Origin of the sequence: Streptomyces sp. NPDC006265, assembly GCF_040613555.1 — a bacterium.
GTDB lineage: Bacteria > Actinomycetota > Actinomycetes > Streptomycetales > Streptomycetaceae > Streptomyces.
Genome location: NZ_JBEXSH010000124.1, coordinates 1 through 14,793 on the forward strand (window position 1 = coordinate 1; position 14,793 = coordinate 14,793).

The window sequence follows — 14,793 nt, forward strand, 5'->3', positions numbered from 1 at the left end:
CACCTGACTCCCATGGAGCCAGACTGATCACTTGATCACGGAAGGGGTCACTTTTCATCGACCGATAGGGGGTCACGGTTCACGGAACGGCGACAGGCTTGCGGCCGACGCACGGCGACCGGGATTCGAGCTGCTGATCGCGGAGACCACCGCGCTGACGGGTTGCGCCTACGGTTTCCCCGTACGCGGCGACGGCCCCTGGTGGGAGGGCTTCGACGGATACCTTCCGGGGCGGCTGCTCCGGCTTGCCGCCTCCGGACGCCTCTTCGTGATCTCCGGGATCCACGTTCCCTCCCGGGTACGCAGGCAGAACCAGGACCGTGCCTGGAACCTCGCCCGGCGCCTGCAGAAACGGCTGCTCACCGACCACGGTGCCACCGTCGCCGTCATGCTGGTGAAGCGCTCCGACCACAGCACCGTCGAGGCGCTGCGGTCCTGGGGGTGGTGGTACTTGGAAGGCGACACTCCTCGGACGGCCCCGCTCGGCCCGTTCCGCGTCCTGGTCCTCGACACCTGAGCCCCCGCGTCCCGTCTCACCGCGTTCACCGCCTTCAGGGCGACGGCAGACGCAGGGCGAGGAGGGCCACGTCGTCGGTGCTGCCGGGCGGCATGCGGGCGGGCAGTTGGTCGCACAGCGTGTCCAGCGGTTCGTGGGCGAGAGCGAGGGCGTGGCGGCGCAGACGGGCGAGGCCGGTGTCCAGGTCGCTGCCGGGGATCTCGATCAGGCCGTCGGTATAGAGCAGGAGAGTGGAACCCGGTGGAAGGGACTGCGCGGCGCTCGGCCGGCTGCCGCCGTTGCCCGGAGGGGCACCGAGGAGGAGTCCCTGTCCCGCTTCGAGGTACTGCGCCTGTCCGTCCGGGGTGAGCAGCAGAGGCGGCGGGTGCCCCGCGCTGGTCCATCGCAGCGTCCAGGGACCGGTGTGCGGGTCTCCTTCGAGCAGGGCGAGGACGAGGGTGGCCATGGGGACGGTGGTGATGGCGGGCATGGCGTCGTCGAGGCGGTCGACGACGGCACCGGGCGGGCCGGTGTGGTCCCAGGCCAGTGAGCGCAGGATGCCGTGCAGTTGCGCCATTCCGGCCGCCGCGGTCAGGTCGTGGCCCACGACGTCGCCGATGACCAGCGCGAGCGTGCCGTCCTTCCGCTCGAACGCGTCGTACCAGTCGCCGCCCACCTGGGAGCCGGCCGGGGCGGGCTGGTAGCGGGCGGCCAGCCGCAGGCGGCCGGGCTGGGGCAGCGGGGCGAGCAGGTTGCGCTGCATGGCCTCGGCGACGGCGCGCTGACGGCCGAAGCGGCGGGCGTTGTCGATGACCAGGCCGACCCGGCGGCCGATGTCGCTCACGACGGTCAGATCGTCGGTGTCGAAGGGGTGCGCCGGGTCCGTGCGCACCAGCGTCAGGGCGCCGGTGACCTGCGGCCCGGAGCCCAGCGGCACCGTGACGGCGGACCTCGCGCCGGTGGCCCGCAGGAAGCCGCTGTGGACGGTGGCCAGGGCGGAGGCGACCGGTGCGGCCATGTCCGCCTCGCGCTGCAGGACGGGATCACCGCCGTTCAGCACCTGGACCAGAGGCGAGCGGCCCTCCTCCCCGGCTTCGGGAAGGTGCTCCTGCCAGTCCTCCTGCGCGGCGTCCCGCCCTTCGGGACCCGCCACCGCCACACGGTGGACCTGTCCGGAACCGGCCCGGAGGTCCACCGCCGCCCAGTCGGCGAGGCGCGGAACCAGCAGGCGGCCCAGTCGGGCGAGGGCCTCATCGGTCTCCAGCGTCTGACCGAGTACGTCGGTGATCTCCGCGACCAGCGTCAGCCGCTCGGTGAGGTCCTCCAGAGCACGTGTATAGGCCGCACGCTCCCGACGCGCGCTGCGGTCGCCGGCCGCGTCGGTGAACAGCACGGCCATGCCCGTGAAGACGCCGTCGTCCATCAGGGGAGAAGCGGACCATGAGATCGCGACCAGGCGGCCGTCACCGCGCCGGCAGATGTGGCCCTCCCCGCGTGCCTCGGCCCTCTCGGCCACGGCCCGCAGCAGCGGGCACTGCTCCCGGGGAATGCTGCCGCCGTCCGCGTCCCGGTGCAGCAGGTCGTGTGCGTCCTCCCCGCGCATCGCCGATGCGGCGCGGCCCAGCAGCCGCTCGGCGGCCGGGTTGACCGCGAGGATCCGTCCGGCGGGATCCACCACGATCAGGGCCGTGCCCAGCTGCCCGACGACCCGCTGCCAGAATCCCGGCTCGGCCGCCGATCGCCGGCGACCCTCGTCTCCCACACTCGCGACCACGCCGCCCCCTCCCGTCTTGGAAACCCTCCCCGAAGACCGCGGGCGCGTCGGCGGCCGACACACCAATGGGTCGATGGGACTCCTGGCCGACGGTCCTGAAAGCCGGCACCCCGATGCACTCCGGCGCAGGTACCGGGCAGCCATACATGGCTTGTACCCCGAGTCTCCGCCCCTGTCGCGGAATCCGCGTCGACGGGAGCACCGGTAGGTATATTACCGCATTCGGCTCTGATTCCTCGAATTTAGACTATTTTCGCAACGCTGTGCGCCGTCCGAATGAGCGCCAATTCTCCGGTCTTGTTCAAGTCAGTTTCACCGATATTTCTGCGTAATATGCGGCGGCAGTATCAGCAGCGAGGCTTCCCGGGCGATCAGTAGGGCCCGGTGTGCCATGGCCCCACAGGAAATGGCTTTTCGATGAAGCTGAAGATCCCTCAGGTAACTCACCGTCGTGGCATGTCCGGCTTGCTGGCCTCGGCGCTCGCCGCCACGGTCGCCGCCGTGATGGTCGCCCTGACGCCGACGCAAGCAGTGGCCATCGCGACGCCCGTGCCTTTGGCCACGGCCGCGGACTTCTCCGTTCTCGCGGGTCAGGGAGTCACCAACACCGGCCCCTCGGTGATCAGTCAGGACCTCGGTACGCACCCGAATCCGTCCATCACCGGATTCCCGCCCGGCCTCGTGCTCGGCGAAGTGCACGCCGCAGACGCTGTCGCACTTCAGGCCAAGTCCGACCTGGTCACGGCGTACAACAACGCGGCGGGCCAGGCCACGGACTTTGCCCTCCCGGCGGCCATCGGCGGTGGCCAGACGCTGCTTCCGGGGGTCCACACCGCTGCGTCCGGAGTCGGGCTCACCGGCGACCTGTACCTGGATGCGGGGGGAGACCCGAACGCCGTCTGGGTATTCCAGATTCCTGAAGCCCTGACGACAGCATCCGGCAGCCAGGTTCTCCTCGTCAACGGCGCCTCGCCGTGCAACGTGTTCTGGCAAGTCGGGAGTTCCGCCACCCTCGGCACCGACTCCACCTTCGTGGGGACCATCATGGCTCTGACCTCGATCAGCGCCACCACGGGGGCGAGTATCGAGGGGCGGGCGCTGGCCCGTGAGGGCTCAGTGACGCTCGACACCAACAATATCTTCCTCAGCGGATGCGCGACCTCCACCACGGGTGGAACGACGACCGGCAGCACCACGGGCACGACCACCACTGGTGGCACGACCACGACGGGCGGCACCATCACGGGTGCCACCACGACGGGCGGCACCATCACGGGTACCACCACGACTGGCGGCACCGCCACGGGTACCACCACTACTACCGGTGGCAGCACCAGCACTACCGGCAGCACCAGCACTACCGGCAGCACCAGCACTACCGGCAGCACCACAACCACTGGCAGCACCACCACAGGCGGGCCCATCGTCAGCACCGGCGGCACCTCCGGCAACATCGGCGGCATCACGTCCGGGAACATCACCGGCGGGAACGGCGGCGGCCACGATCACGGGCCGGGCCGGCCGGGCCACCACGGCAAGCCCGGGCACGGCAAGCCCGGGCACGGCAAGCCCGGGCACGGCAAGCCCGGCCACGGCAAGCCCGGCCACGGCGGTGGCTACGGCTACGGCGACGGTGACGGCAAGCAGCCCCACGAGGACTACGGCTACGGCGGGACGCCCGAGGGCTACCGGGGTGACGACCACTCCAAGGGCCACGGCGGCTAGGCAGCGCACCGCGGTCAGCCCGCTCACCCGAGGACGGCGTGCGGCGGAATCTCCTCGAGTCCGCCGCGCGCCGTCAGCGGCAGTCATCGAAAGGCCTCGGCGTGAGCAGCTGATGCGAGAAAGGCAGGTAGGCGATGTCGAGCGGAATTGACGCAGCGGACGTCAAGGAAAAGCGGCATTCCGAATCCGGTCCCGTTGTTCAGGACAGTCTTGACGCCACGGCGGCTCCGCCCAAGGTGCCGAGAGGTGCCCGTCTACTGAAAGCAGGCCTGCGCGCCGCAGTGGTTTCGTGCCTGGTGGCGAGTGTCGTCCATGTGCTGCTGGTGTTCCTCCATGTGGCACCGGCCAACACCGTCTCCAAGCGTTACAGCTCGCAGATCAATGGATGGGTGTTCCCCTTCTTCGAGCAGAATTGGCGGCTTTTCGCGCCGGATCCGGAGTCCGTCAACCGGCAGATCCTGGCCAGAACCGCCCACACCGAGTCCGACGGGTCGGTTCGGGTGAGTCCCTGGTTCGACCTGACCGCCGTGGACGGCTCCGCGGTCGAACACCACGCTTTCCCGAGCCACACGGCGCAGAACATGCTGCGTCGTGCCTGGTCCGGCTACGTCGACTCGCACGGAGGAGATGACAGCGTGCGCACGGAACGCGCCGTGATGATGCGGAAGTACCTGGCCAACATCGCCGCGGACCGTCTCGCCGCCCACGAACGCGGCACTTTCGACTTCGTCCAGCTCCGCGTCGTCACGCGGCCCGTCGCCGCGCCCGGATCGGCGGTCGGTGATCACCCGCCGAAACCCTCCGAGAACCGGCTTCTGCCCTGGTGGAAGGTGACCCGCCATGCGAAATGAGACGCAGAGGACGGTGCTTGCCGGCGCCGACCGGTGGCTCGGCGACCGGATGCACGCGGTGTGGGACCTCCTGACCGGGCGTCCGGTGTCCCTCTACGCCGCGTCGGTGCTGCGCATCGGCTACGGGCTGCTCTATCTGGTCTTCCTCCTGCGTGAGTTCCCGCACCGGGACGAGATCTGGGGCCCCGGATCCGCGTGGACGCCCGCCCTGGCACGGGAGCTCTTCGAGCAGACGGGCTGGGTCAGCGTCCTGGCCCTGTCCGACGGCCGGGCCTACTTCGAGCTCTGCTACGTGCTGGCCCTCGTCACGTCCGCGCTGTTCATGCTGGGGTGGCGTACCCGCCTCGTGTCCGTCCTCTTCGCCGTCGTGGTGACCTCGTTCCACGCTCGCGCGATCTTCATGACGGACGGGGGCGACAACCTGGTCCTGCTGATGGCCCTCTATCTGGTCCTCACCGCCTGCGGCCGACGCTGGTCTCTCGACGCGCGCAGAAACAGGTGGAAGCCGGCTCCTGCCGGCAGCGCGCAGCAACCGCCGGGACAGCCCCTCGCACGGCAACTCCGCGACAGCCGGACCACCTTGGTCACGGCGGTGCACAACTGCGGCATGTTCCTCATCGCGGCGCAGGTCTGTCTTCTCTACGGATCAGCCGGCCTGTACAAGGTCCAGGGCAGTACCTGGGGCAGCGGCACCGCGCTCCACTACGCCCTGAACCTGGAACTCTTCCGGCCCTGGCCGGTGCTCTCGCACTTCGTCGACGAGCACACACTCCTGATCGCCGCCGCCGGATACCTGACCGTGCTCCTGCAGGTGGCCTTCCCGTTCGTGCTGTTCGGCAGACTCAAGTACCCCGTCCTCACCATGCTCCTGGGCATGCACATCGGCATCGCCGTGCTCATGGGCCTGCCTCTGTTCTCCGGGGCGATGATCGTCGCGGACGCGGTGTTCCTGCCCGACCGCTTCTACACCCTTCTGCCTCACCTCTGTCGTCGCGTGGGACGGCGGAGGGAAAGCGCAGGGCCGGCACCGGCCCCGGTGGCCGACGCCGCAGCGGTCCCCGCGCAAGGCGGGCCCGGCGGAGCACTCGGCTCGAAGCAGCCCGTCGGACTCCCCGCCGAGCGGAAAGGACACCCCTGACCGCCTTGAGACCGTGCCCCCTCGACTTTCCCCGCACAGGTCCCTGACACAGTGGCCCGGGCGGCAGGCGCTTCCGGCACCCAACGAGGGCACCGCCCGGGCACGGCTGCCGCTTCTCGCGGACTGCTGAGGCCTGCCGGGTGTCCGCCCCGGAGCTGACGTGCCGCTGGGTCTCGTGAGGGCCGTGCCAGTCCAGGCACATGACGGTGGCGTCGTCCTCGAGCCGGCCACCGGCGGCATTCCGGACCTCCGACGTCAGCGCCAGCGCGGCCTCCCGGGGATGCAGGCCCCGGGTGTGCCTCAACAGGGCGGCGAGGTCGACCTTGCCGTGCGCCCCCGATCGGGTCATGCTCCGACCAGCCCGGCGAGTCGGCGTACGAGTGTGCCGTGCCCAGCCAGTAGCCCTCGGGACGCTGCCACGCCTCCATCGGCTCCACGGATGCACAACGACGGCTTCTTCCCGCTGCGGGCGCAGTGGGAAGAAGCCGTCGGTCGGCCGCCGGGACCGCTCGCGTCAGCGGGTGCCGAGCAGGGCGCGCCAGGTCTCCGGGCCGATGACGCCGTCGACCTGCAAGTTGTGGTTCTGCTGGAAGGCGACCGCCGCCGACTTCGTCTTCGACCCGAACTCGCCGTCGGCCGTGAGGCCGTAGCCGTAGACGTTCAGCTGCGTCTGCGCTGCCTTCACCGCCTGGCCGGACGAGCCGTACTGCACCGTCTTGATCAGCTTTGACCAAGTGTTCGGGCCGATGACGCCGTCAGCGGCCAGGGATTGGGACTTCTGGAACTGGATCACCGCCGAGCGGGTGTTCGGGCCGAAGATGCCGTCGGCCTCGAGCGTGCCCCGCGCGGCCAGCAGCTGCTGGGCGGACCGCACGTCCGCGCCCCCGGAACCGCTCTGGAGGATCGGCCAGGAGACGCCCGGGGAGGGGAGCTGTCCGCCGCCACCGCCGGCACCCAGGTTGACCGGGCGGAAGGGGTCGTAGTTGTCACTGCCGATCCCGTACTTGAGCTGCCGGTGGGTCGTGCCGTACGTACCGCGCTGTTCGTACGCCCAGTAGGCGCTGTGCGACGTGTTGGCCCACTTCTCGAAGATCACTACGTGACGGAAATCGCCGTCTGTGGTGCTGTAGTCGATCAGCAGGTCACCCTTCTTGAGCTGGCTCATGCTGCTGAGCCGTGTGGTGACGCCGTTTCGCGAGTACTGGACGTACTTGGGGTTTCGGCCGGTGCGGCGAGTGGGGGTACCTCCTGCTCGAGCGGAGTCGAGAGCGTGGGGGAGCGTGCCGAGCGTCGTGACGGGGCGAACGTTGCCTGTCGCGGCACTAGCCAGGCGGTTTCGTCCGGATCACTGGGTGGACCGGAGGGACACGCACGCCCCGTCCCCTCCTGCACGAGGGGACGGGGCGCGTGTGTCAGGGACGCCAGCCGTCCTTGATGCGGCCCTGCTGCACCTGCCAGGTGCCGCTGCACTTCCCGTCGTCGGGGTCGCCCCAGATCTTGATGGCGTCGGCGTCGTTCGCCCAGGTGCCACCGTTGGGGTGGGCGTAGTCGCCGAGGTTGACGGCGGTGTTTCGCGGGATGCAGATGTACGCGTCCGGGGAGGCGCCCTGGTCGATCAGCCAGACGGAGTCGTCGTTACGGGTGTTGACGACCGCGTCCGCCCGGTTCCCTCCGCCGATGATGGACTGGTAGGTGGTGTCCTGGTACCAGCTGAAGATGCTGCCGTTTTGGTAGGAGCCGTCGTACAGACACACACGCGGGTACGAGCAGCCGTGCATGCTGACGGCGGAGGCGGACGGGGCCGTCAGCGCGGTCGAGGTCGCGGCCAGTCCGGCGGTGAGCAGGGTCGCCGCCAGCTTTCTGTTCAGCTTCAAGGGAACGCTCCTGGTGAGGTGGCATGGACGGAGCCGACCGCAGCGGCCGGCTCCGCAACGAGACTGCGGGTTCGGCGCGATGGTCGGCCACAGCTGACGCGGAAGTGACCTCGGCCCGGGACGTCCCGCGCGCTGACCTGCGGAGATGCCGCCCGCCGAGTCCCTGCGGCGGGACCCCCGATGAGAGGGGACGGCTGATTCCGCGCAGGGCGGGGTCACGCCGGGACGGGACGCCCGCTCTGTGATCCCCGTGACAGCTGATGCAGAATGAGGCCGGGACACGGGGGGCCGGGCCTGCGGTCCCGAACGCGAGTGGGGGGAAGCGTGTCGCGATGGAAGGAACTGCCCGCAGAACTGCATCCACACGTCCACCAGTTGATCGTGCGACTGCGCAGGCTGAAGGACCGCAGCGAACTGAGCACGCGGCAACTGGCCGCGAGAACCAGGTACAGCGCGAAGTCGTGGCAGCGATATCTGAACGGCAGGTCGCTACCGCCGCGGGAGGCCGTCGAGGCGATGGCCCGCGTCGGCGGTGACGATCCGACCCGGCTGCTGGTGATGCACGAGATCGCCGCCCAACGCTGGGCGGAGGGACGGGTGGTCACCACCGACGCCCCAGAGAACCTTTCCGCGACACCGGCACAACCCCCCACGGAGCAGCAGTCGTACCGGCGTCACCTGCGCGCCGCGGTCACGGCGGGAGCCGTGGTCACGGTGCTGTCCGTCTCCGTGGCGCTCCTGCTGGCCGTGCGGCTCACCGAGGCCCGCGCCCAACTCGCGCGCGACCGCGGCGATGCTGTCACGACGACCCCGGCCACCGTGTCGGAATCCCTGGTGCCGGTCATCTACACCTGTCGGCTGGAGCAGCGTGACGGCCGCTGGTACGCGGGCCTGAGCCGGACCACGAGCATCCTCCTGTCCAACACCCACGTGGGGCTCGAAGTGGCCGAGGCGCAGTGCCTGCTGCACCGGGCGGGCACCGCGCCAGGCGACATCGACGGCGTCTTCGGCCCGAAGACGCGGCGAGCGGTCGAGCGCATGCAGAAGCAGAACGGGCTGATCGTGAACGGAGTCATCGACCCGCCCACCTGGCAGGCTCTGCGGTCGGCGGATGCGAAGTGACCGCGGAACACACCCGGCTGGCCGCGGCGCTGCGGGAGCTGCGGGCCGGTGCGGGGCTGAGCCTGGCGGCGCTGGCGGAGCGGACGGCGTACAGCAAGTCCTCGTGGGAGCGTTACCTCAACGGCAAGAGCCTGCCTCCTCGCCAGGCCGTACGGGAACTGTGCCGGCTCGCGAACGAACCGGACGGGCGGCTGCTGGCCCTGTGGGAGATCGCCGAGTCGCACTGGAGCGGACGCGCGGTGGCCCCCGCACCCGCCCCTCCCACGGACGAGTCGCCGCGGCCGCACCCTCAGGAGTCGCCACCACCCGCCGGGACCTGGCGGCGGAGACTTGGCGGGAGCAGGCTCCTGGTGGTGCTGGCGTCGGCGTACACAGTGATCGTCGGTGGTGTCGCGGCGCTGCTGTTCCTCCTGCTGCCGGACTCGAAGGCTCAGGAGGACGAACCGCTGCCGGCCTCCGTCCCGTTCTCCCTCGCTCCTCAGTGCCACGGAGCCGCCTGCGAGGGCCGGGACCCGATGCGCCTGATCTGCGGCATCGGCCCCGACACCCTCGCCTCGTACCGCACGGTCACCGGCGCCCACGTCGAGCTGCGCCACAGCAAGAAGTGCGGTGCGAGCTGGGCCCGGACCTGGGGAACCGAGATCGGCGACCGGCTGGACGTCACGGCGGGCGGACCGACCCACGGCGTGCGCATCAGGACCAAGGACGATGCGGCGACCTTCGTCTATACCGGGATGGTCGAAGTCCGTCCCGGCAGCACCGTCCGGGCCTGCTTCCGGCCCGCGTCGGCCGACGGCGAACGGGAGTGCTTCGAGGCCCGCGTGGGCGGGGCCGCCACCACGACCCGGCCACCCTCATCTCCGGTGGCGTCGGGCTCTCGCGAGTAGCGTCCGGCCCTCGGACGTGCCGATGCCGAAGTCGGGACTTCTCAGTGGGGGTGGGCGGGTGGGGAGGCCGTCGGCGGTGGTCGGAAGAGCTCGGCGTCGGGGCCCGAGGTTGCGCGTGAGTCGCTGACTTCTTGTGGTTCGAGGGAGCCAATGCGAGGGAGCCAAGTGGCACGGCGCAGCGTGATAGGAGAGGCATGCGACCACCAGATGAACCGCGCGGCGGCCGGGGTGCGGACGAGCACGAGTTCGACGCCTTTTACGCCGCGAGCGTCGGCCGACTGATCGGCCGGCTGTATGCGATGACAGGCGACCTCGCCGAGGCGCAGGATGTGGTCCAGGAGGGTTTCGTCCGGACTGGGAACGCCGGGCCGAACTGGACTTGAACGGCGCCGGAGGCCGCCTGGCCAGCCCTCCGACCGGCGGTCTGGAGATGTGCTGGACGCCTGCGGAGCAGGCCGGGGGCACGACCGCGTACGTCCTGCAGCACCTGCTGTCGAGGGCCATGTGGGATGCCGACGCGGTACGTGACGACAACCGCGGCTTTGTCGTCGAGCGCCTGCGCCACGAGGACGGCCGGACGCACACCTTTGCCTTCGGCCGTCAGCTCGACGTCCGCATGATCCGCTCCGCCGACTTCGAGGGCGGCCAGGAGCTCACTGAGCGGGCGGTGGCCGCGTACATCGCGAAGTACGCCACCAAGGGCGCAGATTCACCGACCGGCACCCTGGACCGGCCGATCCAGTTTCTCGCCGAGCTGGCCGGGGCCCGGATCACCGACCATGCCCGTCGCATGATCTGTACCGCCTGGGACCTCGGCACACGCCCCGAGCTGGCAGACCTCCGGCTCCGCGCCTGGGCCCACATGCTCGGATTCCGCGGCCACTTCTCCACCAAGTCCCGCCGCTACTCCACCACCCTCGGCACCCTCCGCGACGCCCGCGCCGACTGGCGCCGAGCCCAAGTCGTCCCGGCCGTCCCGCAGGACAACAAAACCACGCTCGTCCTCGCCCACCGGGTCTTCGCCGGAACCGGCCTCAGCAGTGGTGAGCAGTGGCTGGCCGAGCCGGATGCCTTCTGGCCTGGGCGTATGTGGTAGGGCCAGGCGCCCGAGCGCACAGGATGGCACCCTTGCTGACCGTGGTTGACCGGTCTTACGGGCACGCTCTGGGCACGGCTTCGAGAAAGGGCGGGCAGGCACTGCGCGTGAACGGTCTCTGGGTTCGGCTCGACCGGTCCGGAGATCCAGCTCGGAGAACCTTCGCGAGCGCACAGGGCGTCCGGTGCAGTGCGCGCCTGTCAGGGGAGGGATGTCGCGCATCCTCGGAGCGGCCGGCGCTCGGCCCCGTTTCACTTGCCGGTTTCCGGGCCGTACCACTGCAGTGCTTGGCCGGTGACGGCGGCGATGAGGACTGCTCGCCGCCGGAACGTCCCGCATGGTCGGCCCTCCGTACCGGTGCTCCTGGCGTGGGTCGGGTGGGGGGGGCGGGGGGTTGCGGCCCCCCCCCCCGGGGGGGGGGGGGCGCGGCGCCCGAAGGGTTTCTTCGTTACGTGTTCAGACCCGGGTACAGCGGGTGCTTGTCGGCCAGGGCCTTCACCCGGGCCTTGAGCGCGTCCGCGTCGTAGGCCGGCTTCAGCGCCTCGGCGATGACGTCCGCGACCTCCGCGAAGTCCTCGGTTCCGAAGCCCCGGGTCGCCAGCGCCGGCGTGCCGATCCGCAGACCGGACGTCACCATCGGCGGACGCGGGTCGTTCGGGATCGCGTTCCGGTTGACCGTGATGCCCACCTCGTGGAGGCGGTCCTCGGCCTGCCGGCCGTCCAGCTCCGAGTGGCGCAGGTCGACCAGGACCAGGTGCACGTCCGTGCCGCCGGACAGGACGTCGACACCCACGGCCCGGACGTCGTCCTTCACCAGACGCTCGGCCAGGATGCGGGCACCCTCCAGCGTACGGCGCTGGCGCTCCTTGAAGTCCTCCGAGGCGGCGACCTTGAAGGAGACCGCCTTGGCCGCGATCACATGCTCCAGCGGACCGCCCTGCTGACCGGGGAAGACGGCGGAGTTGATCTTCTTGGCCAGTTCGGCCGTGGAGAGGATCACACCGCCGCGCGGGCCGCCGAGGGTCTTGTGGGTCGTGGTGGTGACCACGTGGGCGTGCGGGACCGGGTTCGGGTGCAGCCCGGCCGCGACGAGCCCGGCGAAGTGGGCCATGTCGACCATCAGGTACGCGCCGACCTCGTCCGCGATCCGGCGGAACGCGGCGAAGTCCAGCTGCCGCGGGTAGGCCGACCAGCCGGCGACGATCAGCTTCGGCCTGGACTCCTTGGCCAGCCGCTCGACCTCGGCCATGTCCACCCGGCCGTCCTCGCCCACGTGGTAGGCGACGACGTCGTAGAGCTTGCCGGAAAAGTTGATCTTCATGCCGTGGGTCAGGTGCCCGCCGTGCGCGAGGTTCAGGCCCATGATGGTGTCGCCCGGCTTGAGCAGCGCGAACATCGCGGCCGCGTTGGCCTGGGCGCCCGAGTGCGGCTGGACGTTGGCGTGCTCGGCGCCGAACAGCTCCTTGATGCGGTCGATCGCGATCTGCTCGACCACGTCGACGTGCTCGCAGCCGCCGTAGTAGCGGCGGCCCGGGTAGCCCTCGGCGTACTTGTTGGTGAGGACCGAGCCCTGCGCCTCCATGACCGCGACCGGAGCGAAGTTCTCCGAGGCGATCATCTCCAGCGTGGACTGCTGGCGGTGCAGCTCGGCGTCGACCGCGGCGGCGACCGCCGGGTCGAGCTCGTGCAGGGGTGTGTTCAGGACGGACATACGACTCCTCAGCCCGCGGAGAACGCGGTGTACTCGTCGGCGGAGAGCAGGTCGCCCGGCTCGTCCGAGATCCGCACCTTGAACAGCCAGCCGCCCTCGAAGGGGGCCGAGTTCACCAGCGCCGGGTCGTTCACGACGTCCTCGTTGACCTCGGTGATCTCACCGGAGACGGGGGAGTACAGGTCCGACACCGACTTGGTCGACTCCAGCTCGCCGCAGGTCTCGCCGGCGGACACGGTGTCACCCACCTCGGGAAGCTGGACGAACACGACATCGCCGAGCGCGTTGGCCGCGTGCTCCGTGATGCCGACCGTCGAGACGCCGTCCTCGGCGGCCGACAGCCACTCGTGCTCCTTGCTGTAGCGCAGCTCTTTGGGGTTGCTCATGGCCTGGATTCTCCTGTACGCGCGGGAGCGGTGTGGAAGGGGGGACTGCTGGTGAGCTGGGACGACGGGCACGGGGTCGCTGCCGCGGCCCTTCGGCCAGTGTCTACTTCTGGCGCTTGTAGAACGGCAGCGCCACGACCTCGTACGGCTCGTGACTGCCCCGGATGTCCACGCCCACGCCGCTCGTGCCGGGCGTGGCGTGCGCGGGGTCGACGTACGCCATCGCGATCGGCTTGCCGAGGGTGGGGGAGGGGGCGCCGGAGGTGACCTCGCCGATCACCTCGCCGCCGGCGACGACCGCGTACCCGGCGCGCGGGACGCGGCGGCCCTCGGCGACCAGGCCGACCAGCACGCGCGGTGGCCGGGACTCGGCCCGGGCGGCGGCCTCGCGCAGGGTCTCGCGCCCGACGAAGTCGCCCTCCTTCTCGAACTTCACCACCCGGCCGAGCCCGGCGTCGAAGGGCGTCAGGGAGGCGGTCAGCTCGTGCCCGTACAGCGGCATTCCCGCCTCAAGGCGCAGCGTGTCGCGGCAGGACAGTCCGCACGGGACGAGGCCGACACCCTCGCCGGCCTTCGTGAGGGCCTGCCACAGCTCGACGGCGTGCTCGGGCTTCACGAACAGCTCGAAGCCGTCCTCGCCGGTGTAGCCGGTCCGGGCGATCAGGGCCGGGACGCCCGCGACCGTGCCGGGCAGCCCGGCGTAGTACTTCAGACCGTCGAGGTCGGCGTCGGTCAGGGACTTCAGGATCCCCGGCGACTGCGGTCCCTGGACGGCGAGCAGCGCGTAGGCGTCCCGGTCGTCCCGCACCTCGGCGTCGAAGCCGGCGGCGCGCTCGGTCAGCGCGTCCAGCACCACCTGGGCGTTGGAGGCGTTGGCGACGACCATGTATTCGGTCTCGCCCAGCCGGTAGACGATCAGGTCGTCCAGGATGCCGCCGTCGGCCCGGCAGATCATGGTGTAGCGGGCCCGGCCCGGCTTCACGCCGCCGATGTTGCCCACCAGGGCGAAGTCCAGCAGGGCGGCGGCCTGCGGCCCGGTGACGGTGATCTCGCCCATGTGGGAGAGGTCGAAGAGGCCGGCCTTCGTGCGCACGGCGATGTGCTCGTCGCGCTCGGAGCCGTAGCGCAGGGGCATGTCCCAGCCGGCGAAGTCGGTCATCGTCGCGCCGAGCGAACGATGCAGGGCATCGAGCGCGGTGTGACGGAGTTCTCCTGTACTGCTCACGGTCGGTCGTCTCCAAGGGGCATGACGGGCGAGGGCGTTCCTCCCCATCTGTCATCGGAACCTGAGAGGTTCGCCATGACCGCACGGGTCCATGGCTTGCACCTTGGGTGGAGCCGCATCCCCGTCGAGAACAGGGGGCGGCCCGCTTTTCAGATGTGCCTCGCCCGCGCGGTAACGGGGCCTGAGAGATTCAAGGGAGGGACTTGCTCCTTCGGCGCCCCAGCTCTTGCGGTGCTGGGGACTCTCCCGCGCGGATTCAAGCGGCCGGTATGCAGTTGGCGCGCACATCATTGCACGCATCCTTCCGGCGCGGCAGGGGGACCTTTCACAGGGAGTGCACGAGTCCCGCGCGCCGAGCACAGCGACCTGTAGCAGCCCTGTTGCAGGACGAGAACGTAAATGAGAGGCCTGCGGCATTACCTTCTCTTTACACTCGGCGGGGGATGGGACTCCGTACCTGGCCCCAGGGGAGGACGATCACGGTGAACAGGACCACCGCGTACGCGAC

Annotated in this window: 12 protein-coding genes, 2 pseudogenes and 1 riboswitch; of the genes and pseudogenes, 8 read left to right on the top strand and 6 right to left on the bottom strand. The window is 70.2% G+C overall.

The genetic code is table 11. From position 1 onward, the window contains the following. Positions 1–31: 31 nt before the first annotated feature. On the top strand, positions 32–517 hold the full coding sequence (locus ABZ281_RS13220) for a hypothetical protein (RefSeq protein WP_356654995.1): 486 nt from the start codon (positions 32–34) through the stop codon (positions 515–517). A 34-nt stretch (positions 518–551) separates the two neighbouring features. On the opposite strand, the gene ABZ281_RS13225 is transcribed toward ABZ281_RS13220, so the two are convergent. Next, positions 552–2,270 carry a SpoIIE family protein phosphatase gene (locus tag ABZ281_RS13225; protein ID WP_356654997.1) on the bottom strand — a complete coding sequence of 573 codons (1,719 nt, stop codon included), beginning with the start codon at positions 2,268–2,270 and terminating at the stop codon, positions 552–554. Positions 2,271–2,687: 417 nt separating this feature from the next. Between ABZ281_RS13225 and ABZ281_RS13230 the strand changes: the two genes are divergently transcribed. From ABZ281_RS13230 to ABZ281_RS13240, 3 genes are all read left to right on the top strand, one after another. Beyond that, positions 2,688–3,995, top strand: a complete 1,308-nt coding sequence (locus ABZ281_RS13230; protein WP_356654999.1) for an ice-binding family protein — start codon at positions 2,688–2,690, stop codon at positions 3,993–3,995. Positions 3,996–4,291: 296 nt separating this feature from the next. Next, positions 4,292–4,846, top strand: coding sequence for a DUF5819 family protein (locus ABZ281_RS13235; protein WP_356655001.1), 555 nt, complete (start codon positions 4,292–4,294; stop codon positions 4,844–4,846). A gap of 49 nt (positions 4,847–4,895) precedes the next feature. Then, positions 4,896–5,984: an HTTM domain-containing protein gene (locus ABZ281_RS13240; RefSeq protein WP_356655017.1), complete on the top strand. Its 1,089-nt coding sequence runs from the start codon at positions 4,896–4,898 to the stop codon at positions 5,982–5,984. Positions 5,985–6,498: 514 nt separating this feature from the next. Here ABZ281_RS13240 and ABZ281_RS13245 read toward each other — a convergent pair. Next, positions 6,499–7,149, bottom strand: a complete 651-nt coding sequence (locus ABZ281_RS13245; protein ID WP_356655003.1) for a peptidoglycan-binding protein — start codon at positions 7,147–7,149, stop codon at positions 6,499–6,501. Positions 7,150–7,396: 247 nt separating this feature from the next. Then, complete coding sequence (locus ABZ281_RS13250) at positions 7,397–7,858, bottom strand: hypothetical protein (protein ID WP_356655005.1); 462 nt, start codon at positions 7,856–7,858, stop codon at positions 7,397–7,399. Positions 7,859–8,182: 324 nt separating this feature from the next. On the opposite strand from ABZ281_RS13250, the gene ABZ281_RS13255 reads away from it, so the two are divergent. The 4 genes and pseudogenes from ABZ281_RS13255 to ABZ281_RS13270 form a co-directional block, all read left to right on the top strand. After that, positions 8,183–8,980, top strand: coding sequence for a peptidoglycan-binding protein (locus tag ABZ281_RS13255; protein WP_356655007.1), 798 nt, complete (start codon positions 8,183–8,185; stop codon positions 8,978–8,980). Continuing rightward, positions 8,977–9,867: a DUF2690 domain-containing protein gene (locus ABZ281_RS13260; RefSeq protein WP_356655009.1), complete on the top strand. Its 891-nt coding sequence runs from the start codon at positions 8,977–8,979 to the stop codon at positions 9,865–9,867. Before ABZ281_RS13255 ends, ABZ281_RS13260 begins: the two co-directional genes overlap by 4 nt. A gap of 194 nt (positions 9,868–10,061) precedes the next feature. Continuing rightward, positions 10,062–10,258, top strand: a pseudogene (locus ABZ281_RS13265) (sigma factor); the annotation flags it as partial. Positions 10,259–10,354: 96 nt separating this feature from the next. After that, positions 10,355–10,963, top strand: a pseudogene (locus tag ABZ281_RS13270) (replication initiator); the annotation flags it as partial. Positions 10,964–11,411: 448 nt separating this feature from the next. Here ABZ281_RS13270 and glyA read toward each other — a convergent pair. The 3 genes from glyA to gcvT form a co-directional block, all read right to left on the bottom strand. Then, positions 11,412–12,674, bottom strand: coding sequence for a serine hydroxymethyltransferase (glyA, locus tag ABZ281_RS13275; protein WP_356655011.1), 1,263 nt, complete (start codon positions 12,672–12,674; stop codon positions 11,412–11,414). Positions 12,675–12,682: 8 nt separating this feature from the next. Further along, positions 12,683–13,060 (bottom strand): glycine cleavage system protein GcvH, encoded by a 378-nt coding sequence (gene gcvH / locus ABZ281_RS13280; protein ID WP_356655013.1) that lies wholly within the window; start codon positions 13,058–13,060, stop codon positions 12,683–12,685. A 103-nt stretch (positions 13,061–13,163) separates the two neighbouring features. Beyond that, positions 13,164–14,285, bottom strand: coding sequence for a glycine cleavage system aminomethyltransferase GcvT (gcvT, locus tag ABZ281_RS13285; protein ID WP_356655015.1), 1,122 nt, complete (start codon positions 14,283–14,285; stop codon positions 13,164–13,166). A 159-nt stretch (positions 14,286–14,444) separates the two neighbouring features. Beyond that, positions 14,445–14,544: riboswitch (glycine riboswitch) on the bottom strand. Positions 14,545–14,793: the final 249 nt, after the last annotated feature.